Genomic DNA, 16580 nt, shown 5'->3' on the forward strand with positions numbered 1-16580 from the left:
AAGGGCGCCCTTTTTCTTTTCTTCTTCGCTCTTTTCCGGGGAACTCGCCATGAGCTCTTTCAAGGACAGACTGCCGCCAATCAGTCAGATGGGTCCCTTCATTGCCCTGGTGATCGCGTGTGCGATCTTCGGCATGACGACCGACAACTTTTTCACCGGCGCGAACTTCGCGCTGATCCTCCAGCAGGTCATGGTCGTGGGCGTGATCGCCATCGGCCAGACCCTGGTCATCCTGACCGCCGGCATCGATCTTTCCTGCGGCATGGTCATGGCCCTGGGCAGCATCGTGATGACCAAGTTCGCGGTCGAACTGGGCATGCCCGCCCCGCTGGCCATCCTCTGCGGCATCGGCGTCACGGCCGGTTTCGGTCTGATCAACGGCCTGCTGGTCACCCGCATCAAGCTGCCTTCCTTCATCGTCACCCTAGGCACGATGAACATCGCTTTTGCCATCACCCAGCTCTACTCCGGTGCGCAGACGGTCTCCAACCTGCCGCCGTTCATGACGGCACTGGGCGGCACCTTCGACATCGCCGGCACGCCGGTGGCCTACGGCACCGTGCTGATGATGGCCCTGTATCTGGGCGCCTGGTTCTGGCTGCGCGAGACCGCCTCGGGCCGACATGTCTACGCCGTCGGCAACAGCCCCGAAGCGACGCGTCTGGTCGGCATCCCGACCGAGCGCGTGCTGCTGTGGGTCTATGTGCTGGCCGGCATCTTCTACGGCATCGCTTCGATGCTGCTGGTGGCGCGCACCGAAGTGGGAGACCCCAACGCGGGCCAGACCGAGAACCTGGACGCCATCACCGCCGTGGTGCTGGGCGGCACCAGCCTGTTCGGTGGCCGCGGCGTGGTGCTCGGCTCGCTGGTCGGTGCGATTGTGGTGGGCGTGCTGCGCAACGGCCTGACGCTCATGGGGGTCTCGTCGGTGTACCAGGTGCTGATCACCGGCATCCTGGTCATCATCGCCGTGACCGTGGACCAACTGTCTCGCAAGGGAGCTCGCTGATCATGAGCACTTCACCCAAACTCGTGATGCAGGCCAAGGGCCTGGTCAAGCGCTACGGCCAGGTCACCGCCCTCGACGGCGCCGACTTCGAACTGCGCGCCGGCGAAATCCTGGCGGTGATCGGCGACAACGGCGCCGGCAAGTCCAGCCTGATCAAGTGCCTCTCGGGCGCCACTGTGCCCGACGAAGGCGAGATGTTCCTGGACGGCCAGAAGATCCATTTCAACACCCCGATCGACGCGCGCCGCGCCGGCATCGAGTGCTGCTACCAGGATCTGGCCGTCGCCCCCGCGATGACCATCGCCGAGAACCTGTTCCTGGGCCGCGAGATGCGCCGCGAAGGCTTCCTGGGCAGCACGCTGCGCATGCTGGACAAGAAGAAGATGCTGGAGACGGCGGTGCAGCGCATGGCCGACCTGAAGGTGGGCATCCGCTCGATGACGCAGGCGGTCGAGACGCTCTCGGGCGGCCAGCGCCAGTGCGTGGCCGTCGCCCGCGCCGCCGCCTTCGCGCAGCACGTGGTGATCCTGGACGAGCCGACGGCGGCGCTGGGTGTGAAGGAAGGCAACATGGTGCTGGAACTGATCCGCCGTGTGCGCGACAAGGGCCTGCCCGTGATCCTGATTTCGCACAACATGCCGCACGTGTTCGAGATCGCCGACCGCATCCACATTGCCCGCCTGGGCAAGCGGGCCTGCGTGGTCAATCCCAAGAACATGAGCATGAGCGATACGGTGGCCGTGATGACGGGTGCGCGCGATCCGTCGACCCTGCCGCCGGAATGCCTCGCCTGAGGACGGAACCCCATGCTCAAAGGCATTGATCCGTTGCTCAGCCCGGAGCTGCTCAAGCTGCTGGCCGAGATGGGGCACGACGACGCCGTCGTGCTCGCCGACGCCAACTTCACCGCCATGAGCCTGGGCGCCGGCAAAACGGTGCTGCGCCTGCCCGGTGTGGGCATGGCGCGCACCGTCGACGCCGTCGCCAGCGTGTTGCCGCTGGCCGAGGACGTGGACCATCCGGTCGCGTACATGCAGGTCGGCGGCACCGACGCCGGCTACCGCTCGGCCCTGCAGCGCGAGACGCTGGCGGTGCTGGAACGCCACGGCATGCGCGAAGGGCAGGCCGAAGCGGTCGAGCGCTACGCTTTCTACGAGCGGGTGAAGAAGGCCTACGCCATCGTCGTCACCGGCGAACTGGAACCCTGGGGCAATTTCATCCTGCGCAAAGGCGTGCTCGGACAGGCGCTGCGTCCCTGAACCATGTCACACTCCGCGCCCGTGATCGACGACAAACTTGTCCAGGAACCTGTCGAACCGAACGCGCCCGAATCGGGCGTGGAGGCGGCGGATGCGCCGCGCCTGCGCCAGCGCGGGTCGAACCAGATCGGCATGCGCCAGTTCAACGACCGCGTGGTGCTGCAGGCGCTGCGCGTGCACGGCAGCGCGCCCAAGGCCGAACTGGCGCGCCTGACCGGGCTGACGGCACAGACGATCGGCCTGATCACGGCGCGGCTGGACGAAGACCAGCTGCTGGTGCGCGAAGCGCCGGTGCGCGGCAAGGTGGGCCAGCCCTCGGTGCCGCTGGGCCTGAACCCCGACGGCGCGTTTGCGGTCGGCATCAAGATCGGCCGCCGCAGCGCAGACTGGCTGCTGGTGGATTTTCTCGGTCGCGTGCGCAAGCGCCTGTCGCTGAATTACCCGTTCCCCGATGCAGCCGTGCTGCTGCCGGCGATCGAAACCAACCTGAATCGCCTGCTCGACGGTCTGGGCCCGATGCGCAGCCGCGTGGTCGGGGTCGGCGTGGCCGCGCCGTTCCAGCTCGGCGGCTGGCACCGCATGCTGGGCCTGACCGAAGCCCAGTCCGACGCCTGGAGCCATCTCGACCTGGCGGCGGAAGTGCAGGGCATGACCGATCTGCCGGTGAGTTTCGCCAAGGACACTTCGGCCGCCTGTGTGGCCGAACTGCTGCAGGGGCGCGGTCGCGACCTGCACAGTTTTCTCTACCTGTTCATGGACACCTTTGTCGGCGGTGGTCTGGTGATCGACTCGCACCTGCACCGCGGCGCCAACGGCAACGCCGGTGCCGTCGCCTCGCTGCCGCTGCAGGTGGCGCACTCGCGCTACCAGCGCGAGCTGCCGCCCCAGCTGATCAGTCAGGCCTCGCTGTGGGACCTGGAACAGCGCTTTCGCGAGCATGCGCTGGACCCGATGGCGGCCTACGACGCGCGCGCGCTGTTCGAACCCTGGCTCCCCTACACCCGCGAGTGGGTGGACCGCGCGGCGCTGGCGCTGGCACACTGCATCGTGGCCGGTACCGCCTTCCTTGATGTCGAAGCGGTGGTGATCGACGGTGTGGTGGCGCCCGACCTGTTGCGCGATCTTTGGATGCGCACCGGCGACGCACTCAAGGCATACAACCAGGAAGGTCTGCAGGCCATGCCCCGGCTCGAACTCGGCACCATCGGCTCCGACGCCCGCGCCCTGGGAGGGGCGCTGCTACCGCTGCACGCCACCTTCGCCCCCGACCGCGACCTGTTTCTCAAGGTGTAACTGGAACCCACTGCCCTTGGGCTGTGGGTGGGTCATCCAGCCCCATTGGGTGGGGCATTTCTCCCGGAAGCCCCGATCGGCGCGAACAATCGTTTGCGTCGCGTGGGAAAAAGTCACACAAAATCAAGGCCATGCGGTTCTCCCCTGCTGGCGGGCCTGCGGGCCCGGATGTTGCGGGAAAGTGTTACCCGCAGCGGCTTGGGCCGACGGGAACACCCCAACCACCCAAGGAGAACCTACATGCAACACACACGTCTGTTCCGTCGCCTGTCGCTCGCACTGGTCGCCGGTCTGCTGGCCGTTGGCGCCACACTGCCAGCGATGGCCAAGAGCACGTTCAGCCAGGGCCATGGCGTCAAATGCCACTGGGTGCTCACGGACCAGCCGGATGGCACGCAGGCCTACATCTGGGTCTGCTACCGCGGCGTCTGACCGGTCGAGAGACTGGCCTGCGGTGAGAGCCGCAGTCCATCTGCCGTGAGGTGCAGCACCCGGCTCGCCCGCGCAGCGGCGTGCGCCGAGTGCGTCACCAGGATCAGCGTGGCGCCGCTTTCAGCCGCCTGCTGTTCCAGCAGGTCCATCACCAGTGCCGCCGTCGACGGATCCAGGTTGCCGGTGGGTTCGTCCGCCAGCAGCAGCCGCGGCCGGTGCACGAGCGCCCGCGCAATCGCCACCCGTTGCAGCTGCCCCCCTGAGAGCTGCGCCGGCAACCGTCCGCCCAGCCCCGCCAGCCCGACGGCATCCAGCATCTGCTCCACACGCGCGGGGTCGGGCCGGTTCAGCAGCAACAGCGGCAGACCTACGTTCTGCGCAACGTCCAGGTGCGGCAGGACATGAAAAGCCTGGAACACAAAACCCAGGTGCTCGCGCCGCCAGTGCGCGCGCGGCACCTCGCCCAGCGTGCCGAGGTCGACACCGTCGTGGGTGATCGAGCCCTCGCTCCAGTCGTCCAGCGCCGCCATGCAGTTGAGCAGACTGGACTTGCCCACGCCCGACTCGCCGACGATGGCGACGAACTCGCCCGGTGCGACCGTGAGCGAGACGTTGGAGAAGACGGGTGTATCGCCGTAGCGCTTGCCGAGTTGATGAAGAACGAGGCTCATGTATGCATTGTCGATGAGGGGCTTCTCTAGGGCAGCACGTCGGCGGAACTGACAGATGACTGGCCTTGATACAAAATGTTGTCTCCAGAGTGGAGTCGCTGTTGACCCACTGACAGGGGGACAGATGACGGCTTGGAAATGGATGGCGTGCGCGCTGGTGAGCGGTGTGATGGTGGCATGCGGTGGTGGTGCAGAAGGACCTTCACTGCAGCCGGCAACCAATGCGAAGACTGTCTGGGCGGATGCCTCAGGCCAGGACCTGATCAACGGTCAGGCTTCTGGGATCGGCAATTCATCGTACGGAAAGCCGGTGGAGGGCGTGGATCGAGTCCGAATGCAGCAGCGACTCTCCAAGTTCTTCAATGGAAAGCACGCCAGCGACCCCGAGTCGCTCATGGGAAATCGGCGCCTGGCCTCGGGTTTCGCTGCATACAGCGGAAGCACCAAGGATTTCAGCCGGCAGCCGTTGCCTGTGTACCGGTTCTTCAACAACAGTACCGGTGTCCACTTCTACACGATGTCCGATCAAGAGCGCGACGCCATCAGCGCCACGCTGCCCCAGTTCAGTCTCGAGGGGCGAGCCTTTTATGTGTTGCCCGACTTCGACGTACCTCGAAGCCCCGTGTATCGCTTCTACAGCATCTACACAGGCACGCACTTCTACACCATCGACAGCGAAGAGATGTACTACGTGAGGACGAACTACGCTGAGTACTTCAATTTCGAGGGAGTTGCCTGGTGGGCGACCACCCATGCAGGGCCGGGCTGGATGCCAGTGCACCGTTTCTTCAATACGGCCTCCTCAACCCACTTCTACACCACCAGCGAAGAGGAGCGCCTGAAGCAGGTGGCCACAGCGCCCTACATGGAATATGAAGGCATTGCCTACTATGTTCGCGCCGACGGCATTCCGTGGCAGGGCTCCAGCGTGACCAACAGTCGGACCGACACCTGCATTGGACCGACGGGGCTTTACGACACCGGTTGCGCGATGCCCGACGCTTTGCCAACTGCCGCGCAAGTCGATGGCCGGCGCCCGGCGCCGCAGTTCATGGTCACCGAGCGTTTCGAATCTCTCGGTGAATGCGCACGAGACTCCATCACCGGCCTGGTCTGGGAGAAAAAGGCCTATTCAGGCTTGCACGACAACACGCTGAGGGTCACCCACCTGACGGGCAGTGACGAATACCAGGTGATGACCTCGACCGGTACGGGCAGCATTTCATATGTTCCTCGCAAGCCGTCGGCGTTGGAGATCGCGTCTTCGGAGAACAGCGTCGGGTTCATTGCGGCGGTCAATGCGCAGTCCCATTGCGGGTTCAACGACTGGCGACTTCCGTCAGCTTCAGAGCTCATCAATGTGATGCACTTCGGCCATCGTTGGCTGGAGTTTCCTCCGTTGTTCGATGGACGCTACCTGACAGCGGACAGCGTGGCCTTCAATCACGACACGATCAACGGTCAAGGCCAGACGCAATCACTGCCCGTGCAAGGGGTTGTGTCGGTCACGACCTTCCCCAGCTCCTTGACCGCGGCAGATTTCATCAAGCCTGTTCTGGACGTGCGCTATCGTGCGATCGAAGCGGCCGGTACGTTTTCCTCGGATGGCAAGTTCAGCATCGTTTTGGTCCGCGGGCCGCAGACGTCGGAAGCCAGCCGGTTTTCCGTGATCTCGTTGCCCTATGGCAGAGACCAGTCCAACAATGCACTGGTCGACAATGTGACCCAGCTGCAGTGGCGCCGCTGTCTCGAGGGACAGATCTGGAACGGCGTGGCCTGTTCCGGTCAGCCATTGACCTTTGACCTCTATGGCGCGCTGTCACTGGCGATCAACCGTCCTGGTTGGCGGATGCCGGGAGTCAAGGAACTGCAGTCCCTGCAGCGCTGGGATGTTGCTCCTGGACAGCCGTTCACGTGGGCCGACGTGACTCCGACCAATGCATTGCCCGGGCAGAACCTGGCGTTTTGGTCAGGGTCTGTGTATGGTGCGCCAGTGCTTGACCCGTTGAGTGGCTTGGTCAAGACGCCGGCGTACCAGGTGGGTTTTCAGAACACCGTATCCGGACTCCCGTCCGCTTCCATCGGACTGGTTTCCCGTGACCGCGCCGGTTTTGTCCGTCTCACACGGGTCCATCCCTGAACAACGGTTTCAGAGACGCTATAGCAACCTGTCGACACCCTCACACAGACGATCCTCAGCGTCGGGCGCATCGCAGGCAATCACGCGCCGCTGCGGCATCGAGCGCAGCCAGGTGATCTGGCGTTTCGCAAGCTGGCGGGTAGCGAAGATGCCGCGGTCTCGCAGTTCGGCCAGTTGGGCGGATGTCAGCGGCGCATCGCCCGCCGTGTCCAGAGCCTCCCAGGCCTGGCGGTAGCCGACGCAACGCATCGAGGGCAGGTCGGGGTTCAGGTCGCCGCGGGCGCGCAGGCTGCGCACTTCGTCGACAAGGCCTTGCGCCAACATGGCGTCGAAACGTTGCGCAATGCGCTCGTGCAGCCAGGCGCGGTCGGCTGGTTCGAGACTGAAGAAGGCGCCGTCGGCAATGGGGTTGCTGGCCGCACGCTGGTTGCCGGTCTGGAAGCTGGAGATCGGCCGGCCCGAGACCTCGAAGACTTCCAGCGCGCGCTGGATGCGCTGGCTGTCGGCGGGTGCGAGCCGGGCAGCCGTCACCGGGTCGACCTTCGCGAGCTCGGCGTGCATGGCGGGCCAGCCAAGTGCTTTGGCCCGGGCTTCAAGCCGTTCGCGCACGGCGGTGTCGGCGCGGGGCATGTCGTCCAAGCCTTGCATCAGCGCCTTGAAGTAGAGCATGGTGCCGCCAACGAGCAGCGGCGTGCGGCCGCGCGCGGCGATTTCGCCGATCAGGCGCTGCGCATCGCGCACGAACTCGGCCGCGCTGTAGGCCTGGAGCGGGTCGGTGATGTCGATCAGGTGGTGCGGGGCGGCCGCGAGTTCGGCCGGCGTCGGCTTGGCGGTGCCGATGTCCATGCCGCGGTAGACCAGGGCCGAGTCGACGCTGATGATCTCGACCGGCCAGCGCCTTGCGATGGCCAGGGCTGCGGCGCTCTTGCCGCTGGCCGTGGGACCCGCGATGGCGATGCAGCGCAACGGCTCAGCGGACATCGGCGGCTCCGGTCGTGGCGCGCACGGGCGGGGTCTTCACCTCTCCATGCCGTTGCACGAGCGTCCAGGCGGTCAGCGCGATCAGCACGCTCCAGAACCAGAGGCCGTCGGTCAGCGGTCGCACGCTGCCGGGGTTCTCGGCCAGGCTCTTGCCCAGCCAGCCGCCCATGAAGAAGGCCGTGACCATCATCAGGAAGCCGCTCATGGCCGATGCGGCACCGGCCGCCTGCGGGAACGGGCCGACGGCGCCGCTCTGGCCGCAGGGCTGGTGCACACCGTGGCCGAGCATGAACAGGATGAAAGGGCCGAGGATCGCGGCCGGGTGCTGGATGCCGGCCAGGGCGAGCAGTCCCATGGTGCTGCCCGCCACCAGCGTGCAGGCACCGGCGATGGCCACTGTGCGCCGCACGCCCAGGCTCGGCAGCAACCGGCGGCAGACAAAGGTGCCGACGATGTACGACAGCGACATCACCAGCATCAGCAGGCCGTAGGCCGTCTTGCCCAGGCCGAGCACGCCGATGAAGACGAAGGACGAGGCGGCGAGAAAGGTGAACAGGCCGGCATAGGAAGTGGCCGAGAGCAGGGTGAAGGCCCAGAAGGTCGGGTGGCGCACGATCGTGCCCCAGGTGCGCAGCAGCATCAGCGGCTCTAGCGCGCGCGGATTCTTCTGCGCCAGCGTCTCTTCGAAGCGCCAGGCCAGCAAAGCCAGCGTGCCGGCGCCAAACACGGCCAGTGCGCCGAGCGCGAAACGCCAGCCGAACAGGTCCGCCAGCAGCCCGCCCACCGGCGCGCTGGCACAGGCGATCACCCCCAGGCCGGTCAGTCCCTTGGACATCACCCGCGCGCCATCGACCGGCGCGAACAGGTCACGCACCACGGCACGCGCGCACATCACGCCCGCCCCCATCGCGATGCCCTGCAGGACGCGCCAGACGATCAGCTGCTCCATTGACGCCGAAAAGCTGCTGCCCGCCGCCGCGAACACATACAGCGCCGTGCCGCCCAGCAGCACTGGCCGTCGCCCGAAGCGGTCCGACAGCGGGCCCCAGACCAGTTGCGAGAGCCCGAAGGCCAGCAACAGCGCGGTCAGTGTCAGCTGGGCCTGCGGCATGCCGGCGCCAAATCCCCGGGTGATCGACGGCAGGGCGGGCAGGTAGAGATCGGTGGTGACAGGCTGCAGTCCCAGCAGCAGGGACAGCACCAGCACGATCAGGCCGGGGGACATTGTGGAACGGGAGGCGGACATCTGATTGAGGTTAGCAGATGGCCTCAACGGTCACGGCCGACCCAACAGCATCTCCGGCGCGACGTGCCCGCGTCCAGGATGCGGTGGAACCGGCTTGGCCGGGCCACTCGCATCGCCCCCTGGGGGGTGACGCCGCAGGCGGCGCAGGGGGGATCACCTCATCCCGAACAGCTCGGCCAGCGCCACCCGGTACTGCGGCAGGCCCAGTGTGTTGGTGTTGTGGTGCGAACCGCCTTCCACCAGGACGAAGCTTTTCTTCCCCGTCGCCGCGTCATACAGCCGCTTGCCCAGCTCGGGCTTGATCGTGGCGTCTTCGCTGCCGTGCACCACCAGCAGCGGCGAGCCGATCTGTGCCACGCGATCGATCGCGTCAAAACGCTGGGTGATCAGCGGCCCGACGGGCAACCAGCCCCACCTGTAGGAGGCCACCACGTCGGGAATCGAGGTGAAGGTGCCTTCGACCAGGGTGCCGGCCTCGTCGGGCACCCGGGCCGCCAGGTCGATCGCGATCGCGCCACCCAGCGAGTGGCCGAAGATGTAGCGTGGCCGGTCGGGGTACTGCTTCGCCAGCCAGTCCCAGGCGGCGCGGGCGTCTTCGTAGGCCATGGTTTCGGAGGGCAGGGCGGGCGAGCTCTTGCCAAAGCCCCGGTAGTCGATCGCCAGCACCGAGAAGCCCAGCGCCTGCATCTGTCGTGCCCGGAAGGCCGAGCCGACCACGTTGTAGCGCGCGCCGTGCAGGTAAAGCAGCACGGGCGCCCTCGGGTCTTTCGCGAAGTGTTCGTTCGCGGCCCACAGGCCGTGCAGCCGCGCCGCCTCGCCGGTTTCCTGCGACGCGAAATCGATCCACACATCCTGCATGCCCTGCGCCGCTTCTTCGCCGCGCCACCAGGTGCGGTCGGACGGCTGGAAGATCCAGCCGCGCTGGCGTTCGTCGAGGTTGGCGCAGCCGGAGAGCGCGGCGGCGGCAAGCAGCAGGAGGGCGAGCAGGCGTTTCATCGCATGGAAAGACGCGGCCGGGCGGCAAAAGTTCAATGGCGCTCGCCGGTGCGCCGCAGCACCCGTACCGGCGTCTCCAGCCGTTCCCGGAATCCCAGCCGGCGGTACATGGCGCGGGCGGTCTCGTTGCTGGCCATGGCATGCAGGAATGGGCGTTCACCGCGCTGCAACTGGCGCCGCACGACCTCGTGGGTCAGCGCGCGGCCCAGGCCGTTGCCTTGGTGTTCCGGATGGGTGCAGATGCCGCTCACTTCGTGCCAGGCGCCGGCCCGGGTGCGTTCGCCGGCCATCGCGACCAGCGTGCCGTCCGGAGCAAAGTGACCGAGGAACTCGCCCATCGACAGCGTGTGCGGGCCGAACGGACCGGGTCGGGTGAGATCCACCAGCGCCATCACGGCGGGCAGGTCGTCGGCGCCGAGCGGGCGGCAGGACAGTGCGGCGGGTTCGGGCACCGGCCCGCCGTCCCAGGCCATGCAGACCATGGTCGCGTCGACCTCGATCAGCCAGTCCCCCGACGCACAGGCGCCGTCCCAGCCCGCGACGTAGAACGACTCGCCGGATGCGCTCAGCGCGGCCAGGCTGTCGAGATCCGGCGCCGACGGATCGGCGAAGGCGGCGATGGGCGAATAACCGGCGCGGTAGCGGCGCGCGCCGCCCTGTGCTGCCGACAGGTCGCGGTGCGGACCGTCCAGACAGCGCCAGAAGATGTGGTGCAGCAGGGCCGGATCGTCCGTTGCCATGGGTTTACCGACCGCGCAGGAACAGCGCGTCCAGGTCCTTCATGCCCAACTGGCGCCAGGTTGGCCGGCCGTGGTTGCACTGGTCGCTGCGTTCGGTCACTTCCATCTGGCGCAGCAGCGCGTTCATCTCGTCCAGCGTCAGGCGCCGGTTGGCGCGCACCGCGCCGTGGCAAGCCATGGTGGCCAGCAGTTCGTTGCGCGCGCGCTGAACCACGGTCGAGGCGTCGTGCTGGCCGAGTTCGGCGAGCACGCTGCGCGCGAGTTCGACCGGGTCGCCCGCAGCCAGCGTCGTGGGCACCGCGCGCACCGCCAGCGTCTTTGGCGAGAACGGCACGACCTCCAGGCCGAGCGCGGCCAGCACCTCGGCCGTGGACTCGGCGGTGGCGACTTCCTCGGGGGTGGCGGCGAAGGTGGCCGGGATCAGCAGCGGCTGGCTGCTGATCTGGTGGGCGTCGAGTTGCTGCTTGAGTCGCTCGTAGACGATGCGCTCGTGGGCGGCGTGCATGTCGACCACGACCAGCCCCTGCGCGTTCTCGGCCAGGATGTAGACGCCGTGCAGTTGCGCTACCGCGCGGCCCAGTGGCCACTCGCCGTCGGGCAGTGGCGCCGGGGCCGCTTGCCCAGACGGGCCGGGCGGGAACACCGGCTCGGCGCGGCGGATGTCGGGTACGTCCAGCGGCGCGCTGATCCGCTCGCTGGGTCGCCAGAGCGCTTCGAGGTCGCTCACCCGCTGGCCAACCTGCGGCGTGTCCGGCCGCCAGGGCAGGGGCTGCTGGCGCGGCAGGGCGGCGAGGAAGCTGGTGTCCGGCTCGGCGGGCATGGCGGAGGGGACCGGGGCCGCAGGGGCCTGCCCCGAACGCGGTGCGGCCAATGCGCTTTCGACCGCGTGCCGCACCGCCTGGTGCACCTCGCGGCTGTCGCGGAAACGGACCTCGATCTTGGTCGGGTGCACGTTCACGTCGACCCGTGTCGGGTCGATGCTCACGTAGAGCGCGTAGACCGGTTGGCGGTGGCCGTGCAGCACGTCTTCGTAGGCGCTGCGCGCGGCGTGGGTGATGACCTTGTCGCGCACGAATCGGCCGTTGACATAGGCGAACTGCCAGTCGCCACGCGAACGCGCCGCGTCGGGCACACCCGCGAATCCCCAGACGCGCAGGCGCTGCACGCCGTCGCTGCTGCCGAGCGCCCCGGGCGCGTCATCGGCCGGCCAGTTCACGGCCACGGCCTGTTCAATGAACTCCTCGCCCAGCACATCGGCCAGGCGGCGGCGCAGCGCGTCCAGCACATGCTCGCCGCCGGCCAGGTCGGGCGCGACCGCGCGCCACTGCGCGACCAGCTTGCCGTCGTGCCAGATCGCGAAGCCGACCTCGGGCCGGGCCAGCGCGTGGCGGCGCACGGCCTCGATGCAGTGGGCCAGCTCGGTGCTTTCTGACTTCAGGAACTTGCGGCGCGCGGGCGTGGCGAAAAAAAGTTCGCGCACCTCGACCGTGGTGCCGCGCACGCGGGCGGTGGGCTGCAGTTCGCCGCTGCGGCCGTCGAGCAGCCAGCCATGCGACGCACCTTCGTCGGTGCGGGTCAATACCGAGACCTCGGCGATCGAACAGATCGCGGCCAGCGCCTCGCCGCGGAATCCCATGGTGTCCACGGCTTCGAGGTCGCGCAGGCTGGCGATCTTGCTGGTCGCGTGGCGCTTGAGCGCGGTGGGCAGTTCGTCGCGCAGGATGCCGATGCCGTCGTCCTCGACGCTGATGAGGCGGATGCCGCCGGCCTGCAGGCGCACGGTGATCTGGGCTGCGCCCGCGTCCAGCGCGTTGTCCACCAGTTCGCGCACTACCGAGGCCGGCCGCTCGACCACCTCGCCGGCGGCGATCTGGCTGATCAGCTCGTCGGGCAGTTCTCGAATGGGGCGTCGGGGGGCAGGGTGAGGGGCGTTCACCCGGGGCATTCTAGGCGCCGGGGATGACCCGGGAGGGCCGGGGATAATCGAGGGTTATGGAATTCGCCCTCTACCTTCTCGACTTCGTGCTGCATGTGGACAAACACCTGCAGGCCTTCGTGCAAACCTATGGCAACTGGGTCTATGCGCTGCTGTTCCTGATCATCTTTGTCGAGACAGGACTGGTGGTGATGCCCTTCCTGCCGGGCGACTCGCTGCTGTTCATCGTCGGCGCGCTGTGCGGCGCGGGGCTGATGGAGTATCCGGTGGCGGCTGGCCTGATGCTGGCGGCGGCGATCCTGGGCAACCAGACCAACTACACCATCGGGCGGTATTTCGGGCCCAAGGTGTTCCAGTGGGAGAACTCGCGCTTCTTCAACAAGAACGCCTTCAACCAGGCCCACAACTTCTACGAGCGCTACGGCGGCATCACCATCGTGATGGCCCGCTTCATGCCGTTCGTACGCACGTTCGCGCCCTTCGTGGCCGGCGTGGCGCAGATGACGCGCAGCAAGTTCACCTTCTACGATGTGACCGGCGGCGCGTTGTGGGTGATCGGCCTGACGGCGGCGGGCTACTTCTTCGGCAACCTGCCCTGGGTGCAGGCCAACCTGTCCAAGATCATCTGGGCGCTGATCATCGTGCCGGGCCTGATCGCGGGCTTCGGCGCCTGGCGCGCGCACCGCGCCGAGAAGGCGCGTCTGGCGGCCGAGGCCTGATCACACCTGTTTTCTGGCCAGCGGCGGATTCGCCGCGAAGTACTTGACGATGCCCTTGAGCAGGGCATCGGCCAGCTTCTCCTGGTAGTCGTCGCTGCGCAGCCGCGCCTCTTCGTCGGGGTTGCTGATGAAGGCGGTCTCGACCAGCACGCTCGGAATGTCGGGCGCCTTGAGCACCGCAAAGCCTGCCTGTTCCACGCTGCCCTTGTGCAGCTTGCCCACGCGACCCACCTCGCCCAGCATTGCGCTGCCCAGCTTGAGGCTGTCCTTGATCTGCGCGGTGGTGCTCATGTCCAGCAGGGTGCGCTGCAGCGTGGCGTCCTTGACCTTGGTGTTGATGCCGCCGATCAGGTCGGCCGCGTTTTCCTTGTTGGCCATCCAGCGTGCGGTGGCGCTGCTGGCGCCCTTGGTGCTCAGCGCGAACACGCTGGCGCCCTGCGGTTGGGGGGTCAGGAAGGCGTCGGCGTGGATGCTGATGAACAGGTCGGCGCGCACGCGCAGGGCCTTTTGCACCCGCGTGCCCAGCGGCACGAAGAAGTCGGCGTCGCGCGTCATGTAGGCGCGCATCGGGTTGCCGTTGACCTTGGTGGCGTTGATGCGCTCGCGCAGTTTTTGCGCGACCTGCAGCACCACGTCTTTTTCCTGCGTGCCGCCGGGGCCGGTGGCGCCCGGGTCTTCGCCGCCGTGGCCCGGATCGAGCGCCACGATGATCAGCCGCTCGGTCTTGCCGCCGCCCGAAGGCTTGCTGTCCACCTTGGCTTCGGTTTTGGTGTCGCCCTTGGGCGCGGTCTTGCTGGCGTCGGCGTTCTTCGGCGGTGTCGGGCGTCCGCGCCCGGCGATCAGGTCGCCCAGCGGGTCGTCGGCGGCTGCGGGCGCCGTGGAGGGCGTGCCCGCCTTGAGTTCGGCGCCCAGCAGCTCTGCCGCGCGGGCCGAGGCGTCGTCCACCGCCAACGCGCGCTGGCGGATCAGTTCTTCCAGCGGATCGACCGTCTGCACCGGGTACAGGTCGAACACCAGGCGGTGGGCGTAGGCCGCGACCGGCTGGAGATTGAATACCTGCGGCTTGATCGGCTTCTTCAGGTCCATGGTCAGCCGCGCCAGGTTGGGGCCGACCGGCGCGACCTTGATCGCGGCGATGTTGGGGTCGTCGGACTGCAGCTTGCCGATCAGCTCGCGCATGCCGTCCAGCAGGTCGATGCCTTCGATCTCGACCGTCAGCCGCGTCTCGTTCGCCTCGGTCTTGCGGGCCTTGAGCTCCCCTTCCGATTCGAGCGTGACGCGCGTGTAGTCCTGCGCCGGCCAGATGCGCACCGCGATGACGCGGCCTGCGTGGGCCAGGTGCGGCGCGCCGATCAGCAGCACCAGCGTGCCCGCCTTCAGCAGGCGGCGGCGGTCGGGGTGGTGAACGGGTTCGGTCATGCGTCCGTCATGGGGCTAGGGCGGCCAATAGCTGGCGACCGGTGTCGGTGAAAGCCTGCATGGTCACACGGCGCGGGGCGTCGGTGCCGTCGGATTCGTCACCGGGCGTTTCTTCCGGCCCGATGTCCAGGGCCGCGTCGACCGCCGGCATCAGCCCGGCCGCGCGCTCGGGCCACTCGACCAGCTTGAGGCCCGCGCTCGCGAACAGTTCCCGAAATCCCGCGTCTTCCCACTCGCGCGGATCGCCAAAACGGTAGAAGTCGAAATGCCAGGCCGACAACGGCCCGTGCGGCCCGGCCTCGGCGCGGTGCGGCTCGACCACGGCATACGTCGGGCTCTTGATGCGCCCGGTCACGCCCAGCGCGCGCAGCAGGTGGCGCACAAAGGTGGTCTTGCCCGCGCCCAGGTCGCCGGCAAGCGTGATCGTCGCGCGGGTGATCGCGGGGCACGCTGCCAGGCGCTGTGCGAAAGCCGCCGTGCCGGCCTCGTCCGCCCAGCGGCCGTCCCAGCGCGCCAACGGCTCGGCGGGGGCGGGCGTTCCTACAATGGGCGGAAGATGCGATCCGGATTCGATGCTGCTCAACTGATGACTCAGGTTCAGGCCTGGGGCCGGGAACTCGGATTCTCCCAAATCGGCGTGGCTGGCATCGACCTCTCCAGCGCAGAGCCGGGTCTCGAAGCCTGGCTCGCGGCCGGATTTCACGGCAGCATGGACTACATGGCCCGCCACGGCCTCAAGCGCGCGCGCCCTGCCGAGCTGGTGCCCGGCACCGCCAGCGTCATCACCGCGCGCATGGACTACCTGCCGCGCGACACGCCCGACGGCTGGCAGGCGCAGGAACTGCAGCGCCTGCAACGCCCCGGCGAAGCCATCGTCTCGGTCTACGCCCGGGGGCGCGATTACCACAAGGTGCTGCGGAACCGTCTGCAGCAGCTGGCCGAACGCATCGCCGCCGCCGTCGGCCCGCTGGGCCACCGCGTCTTTACCGATTCCGCGCCCGTGCTCGAAGCCGAACTCGCGCGCCGCAGCGGCCAGGGCTGGCGCGGCAAACACACGCTGATCCTCAGCCGCGAAGGCGGCTCGATGTTCTTCCTCGGCGAGATCTACGTCGACCTCGCCCTGCCGCCCACCGAGCCGGTCAGCGACCATTGCGGCGCCTGCAGCGCCTGCATCGACGTCTGCCCCACGCAGGCCATCGTCGGCCCGCACCGCCTCGACGCACGCCGTTGCATCTCTTACCTCACCATCGAACACGAAGGGCCGATCCCCGAAGACCTGCGCCCGCTGATCGGCAACCGCATCTACGGCTGCGACGACTGCCAGCTGGTCTGCCCCTGGAACAAGTTCGCCCAGCGCAGCCCACTGCCCGACTTCGACCCGCGCGAAGGCCTCACGGGCGCGACCCTGGTCGAACTGTTCGGCTGGAGCGAAGAAGGGTTCCTGCGCCGCACCGAAGGCAGCCCGATCCGCCGGATCGGGCATGCGCGGTGGTTGCGCAACATCGCGGTGGCGATGGGGAATGCGCTGCGGGTGGGGGAGGATGCCGGGGTGCGGGCGGCGTTGGTGGCGCGGTCAGGGCATAGGGATGCTGTGGTTGGCGACGCTGTTGGGTGGGCACAGGGAATGCGGCCCCCTCGCTGATGCCATAGCGTGATCGACGGAATGCAAGCCACGGGGTGAGCAGGCCCAGAGCGACGTAGAGCACCAAAGGGTGCAACCCTATCGATCCAGCCCCCGT

The 16580-nt window shown here is 67.6% G+C and carries 16 protein-coding genes; 8 read left to right on the forward strand and 8 right to left on the reverse strand.

Features of this window, described 5'->3' with window-relative positions:
• Positions 1-49 precede the first annotated feature (49 nt).
• The 5 genes from ACLIJ1_RS02965 (at position 50) to ACLIJ1_RS02985 (ending at position 3993) form a co-directional block, all read left to right on the forward strand.
• The gene (locus ACLIJ1_RS02965) at positions 50-1009 is read left to right on the forward strand and encodes an ABC transporter permease (RefSeq protein ID WP_411363986.1); all 960 of its coding nucleotides are present in this window, start codon (positions 50-52) and stop codon (positions 1007-1009) included.
• 2 nt (positions 1010-1011) lie between these two features.
• A complete protein-coding gene (locus ACLIJ1_RS02970; protein WP_411363987.1) occupies positions 1012-1803 on the forward strand; it encodes an ATP-binding cassette domain-containing protein in 792 nt (263 codons plus the stop codon).
• A gap of 12 nt (positions 1804-1815) precedes the next feature.
• Positions 1816-2268, forward strand: coding sequence for an RbsD/FucU family protein (locus ACLIJ1_RS02975; RefSeq protein WP_411363988.1), 453 nt, complete (start codon positions 1816-1818; stop codon positions 2266-2268).
• 132 nt (positions 2269-2400) lie between these two features.
• A complete protein-coding gene (locus ACLIJ1_RS02980) occupies positions 2401-3561 on the forward strand; it encodes an ROK family protein (RefSeq protein WP_411364776.1) in 1161 nt (386 codons plus the stop codon).
• 240 nt (positions 3562-3801) lie between these two features.
• Positions 3802-3993: a hypothetical protein gene (locus ACLIJ1_RS02985; RefSeq protein WP_411363989.1), complete on the forward strand. Its 192-nt coding sequence runs from the start codon at positions 3802-3804 to the stop codon at positions 3991-3993.
• Here the strand turns inward: ACLIJ1_RS02985 and ACLIJ1_RS02990 are convergent.
• Positions 3978-4664: an ABC transporter ATP-binding protein gene (locus ACLIJ1_RS02990; RefSeq protein WP_411363990.1), complete on the reverse strand. Its 687-nt coding sequence runs from the start codon at positions 4662-4664 to the stop codon at positions 3978-3980. The genes ACLIJ1_RS02985 and ACLIJ1_RS02990 overlap by 16 nt on opposite strands.
• A 124-nt stretch (positions 4665-4788) precedes the next feature.
• Here ACLIJ1_RS02990 and ACLIJ1_RS02995 point away from each other — a divergent pair, with 124 nt between their 5' ends.
• Positions 4789-6804, forward strand: coding sequence for a DUF1566 domain-containing protein (locus tag ACLIJ1_RS02995; RefSeq protein WP_411363991.1), 2016 nt, complete (start codon positions 4789-4791; stop codon positions 6802-6804).
• Positions 6805-6822: 18 nt separating this feature from the next.
• Here the strand turns inward: ACLIJ1_RS02995 and miaA are convergent, their stop codons facing one another.
• The 5 genes from miaA to mutL all read right to left on the reverse strand — a co-directional run bounded on the left by miaA (position 6823) and on the right by mutL (position 12712).
• Positions 6823-7785, reverse strand: coding sequence for a tRNA (adenosine(37)-N6)-dimethylallyltransferase MiaA (gene miaA, locus ACLIJ1_RS03000; RefSeq protein WP_411363992.1), 963 nt, complete (start codon positions 7783-7785; stop codon positions 6823-6825).
• Positions 7775-9010 (reverse strand): Bcr/CflA family efflux MFS transporter, encoded by a 1236-nt coding sequence (locus tag ACLIJ1_RS03005; RefSeq protein ID WP_411363993.1) that lies wholly within the window; start codon positions 9008-9010, stop codon positions 7775-7777. Before ACLIJ1_RS03005 ends, miaA begins: the two co-directional genes overlap by 11 nt.
• 174 nt (positions 9011-9184) lie before the next feature.
• Positions 9185-10027 carry an alpha/beta hydrolase gene (locus ACLIJ1_RS03010; RefSeq protein ID WP_411363994.1) on the reverse strand — a complete coding sequence of 281 codons (843 nt, stop codon included), beginning with the start codon at positions 10025-10027 and terminating at the stop codon, positions 9185-9187.
• Positions 10028-10059: 32 nt separating this feature from the next.
• On the reverse strand, positions 10060-10767 hold the full coding sequence (locus ACLIJ1_RS03015; RefSeq protein WP_411363995.1) for a GNAT family N-acetyltransferase: 708 nt from the start codon (positions 10765-10767) through the stop codon (positions 10060-10062).
• Between the two features lie 4 nt (positions 10768-10771).
• On the reverse strand, positions 10772-12712 hold the full coding sequence (mutL, locus tag ACLIJ1_RS03020; RefSeq protein WP_411363996.1) for a DNA mismatch repair endonuclease MutL: 1941 nt from the start codon (positions 12710-12712) through the stop codon (positions 10772-10774).
• Positions 12713-12759: 47 nt separating this feature from the next.
• Between mutL and ACLIJ1_RS03025 the strand changes: the two genes are divergently transcribed.
• Positions 12760-13422, forward strand: coding sequence for a DedA family protein (locus ACLIJ1_RS03025; protein WP_411363997.1), 663 nt, complete (start codon positions 12760-12762; stop codon positions 13420-13422).
• On the opposite strand, the gene ACLIJ1_RS03030 is transcribed toward ACLIJ1_RS03025, so the two are convergent.
• Together ACLIJ1_RS03030 and tsaE are read right to left on the reverse strand one after the other, a co-directional pair.
• Complete coding sequence (locus tag ACLIJ1_RS03030; RefSeq protein WP_411363998.1) at positions 13423-14841, reverse strand: N-acetylmuramoyl-L-alanine amidase; 1419 nt, start codon at positions 14839-14841, stop codon at positions 13423-13425. It lies immediately after the preceding gene.
• 7 nt (positions 14842-14848) lie between these two features.
• Positions 14849-15415, reverse strand: a complete 567-nt coding sequence (gene tsaE / locus ACLIJ1_RS03035; protein WP_411364777.1) for a tRNA (adenosine(37)-N6)-threonylcarbamoyltransferase complex ATPase subunit type 1 TsaE — start codon at positions 15413-15415, stop codon at positions 14849-14851.
• Between the two features lie 12 nt (positions 15416-15427).
• Here tsaE and queG point away from each other — a divergent pair, with 12 nt between their 5' ends.
• Positions 15428-16483 carry a tRNA epoxyqueuosine(34) reductase QueG gene (gene queG / locus ACLIJ1_RS03040; RefSeq protein ID WP_411363999.1) on the forward strand — a complete coding sequence of 352 codons (1056 nt, stop codon included), beginning with the start codon at positions 15428-15430 and terminating at the stop codon, positions 16481-16483.
• Positions 16484-16580: the final 97 nt, after the last annotated feature.

The sequence above is a fragment of the Hydrogenophaga sp. RWCD_12 genome, assembly GCF_046604225.1.
GTDB lineage: Bacteria > Pseudomonadota > Gammaproteobacteria > Burkholderiales > Burkholderiaceae_C > Hydrogenophaga.

Coding starts and splice junctions, on each gene's coding strand:
- miaA (WP_411363992.1), bottom strand. CDS start 7,785: ATGTCCGCTGAGCCGTTGCGCTGCATCGCCATCGCGGGTCCCACGGCC.
- ACLIJ1_RS02975 (WP_411363988.1), top strand. CDS start 1,816: ATGCTCAAAGGCATTGATCCGTTGCTCAGCCCGGAGCTGCTCAAGCTG.
- ACLIJ1_RS03005 (WP_411363993.1), bottom strand. CDS start 9,010: ATGTCCCCCGGCCTGATCGTGCTGGTGCTGTCCCTGCTGCTGGGACTG.
- ACLIJ1_RS02965 (WP_411363986.1), top strand. CDS start 50: ATGAGCTCTTTCAAGGACAGACTGCCGCCAATCAGTCAGATGGGTCCC.
- ACLIJ1_RS02970 (WP_411363987.1), top strand. CDS start 1,012: ATGAGCACTTCACCCAAACTCGTGATGCAGGCCAAGGGCCTGGTCAAG.
- ACLIJ1_RS02990 (WP_411363990.1), bottom strand. CDS start 4,664: ATGAGCCTCGTTCTTCATCAACTCGGCAAGCGCTACGGCGATACACCC.
- ACLIJ1_RS03030 (WP_411363998.1), bottom strand. CDS start 14,841: ATGACCGAACCCGTTCACCACCCCGACCGCCGCCGCCTGCTGAAGGCG.
- ACLIJ1_RS03010 (WP_411363994.1), bottom strand. CDS start 10,027: ATGAAACGCCTGCTCGCCCTCCTGCTGCTTGCCGCCGCCGCGCTCTCC.
- ACLIJ1_RS03025 (WP_411363997.1), top strand. CDS start 12,760: ATGGAATTCGCCCTCTACCTTCTCGACTTCGTGCTGCATGTGGACAAA.
- mutL (WP_411363996.1), bottom strand. CDS start 12,712: ATGCCCCGGGTGAACGCCCCTCACCCTGCCCCCCGACGCCCCATTCGA.
- ACLIJ1_RS02985 (WP_411363989.1), top strand. CDS start 3,802: ATGCAACACACACGTCTGTTCCGTCGCCTGTCGCTCGCACTGGTCGCC.
- queG (WP_411363999.1), top strand. CDS start 15,428: ATGACTCAGGTTCAGGCCTGGGGCCGGGAACTCGGATTCTCCCAAATC.
- ACLIJ1_RS03015 (WP_411363995.1), bottom strand. CDS start 10,767: ATGGCAACGGACGATCCGGCCCTGCTGCACCACATCTTCTGGCGCTGT.
- ACLIJ1_RS02980 (WP_411364776.1), top strand. CDS start 2,401: ATGCGCCAGTTCAACGACCGCGTGGTGCTGCAGGCGCTGCGCGTGCAC.
- ACLIJ1_RS02995 (WP_411363991.1), top strand. CDS start 4,789: ATGACGGCTTGGAAATGGATGGCGTGCGCGCTGGTGAGCGGTGTGATG.